Origin of the sequence: Mesorhizobium sp. M8A.F.Ca.ET.218.01.1.1, assembly GCF_004791165.1 — a bacterium.
GTDB lineage: Bacteria > Pseudomonadota > Alphaproteobacteria > Rhizobiales > Rhizobiaceae > Mesorhizobium.
Genome location: NZ_SRUZ01000177.1, coordinates 1 through 298, shown reverse-complemented (window position 1 = coordinate 298; position 298 = coordinate 1). Strand labels below are relative to the sequence as shown.

At 58.7% G+C, this 298-nt stretch carries 1 pseudogene; it reads left to right on the top strand.

The features are described from left to right. Window positions 1-101 precede the first annotated feature (101 nt). Window positions 102-298 (top strand): annotated as a pseudogene (locus tag EN861_RS34900) (hypothetical protein); the annotation flags it as partial.

The following is a 298-nucleotide window of genomic DNA, read 5'->3' as shown; positions in this document are numbered from 1 at the left end:
GAGATCCGCAGCGTAGCGTGCTTGCTATGTATCTTGTCCAAATACTGTTGCCCCGCTCAGACAACCAGGGTGAACCCTTCCCCCGAACGGATTTCGACCGCGTGAAAGAAGAATTGGCCGCCCGCTTCGATGGGGTGACCGCCTATCTCCAGGCGCCTGCGGAGGGTCTTTGGAAGGACGGCGGAGAAACAGACCGGGACGATATCGTCGTCTTCGAGGTGATGACGCCGAAGGTGGACGCTTTGGAATGGCAGCGTCGACGCAGCGATCTAGAGCGCCGCTTCCGGCAGGAAAAAAT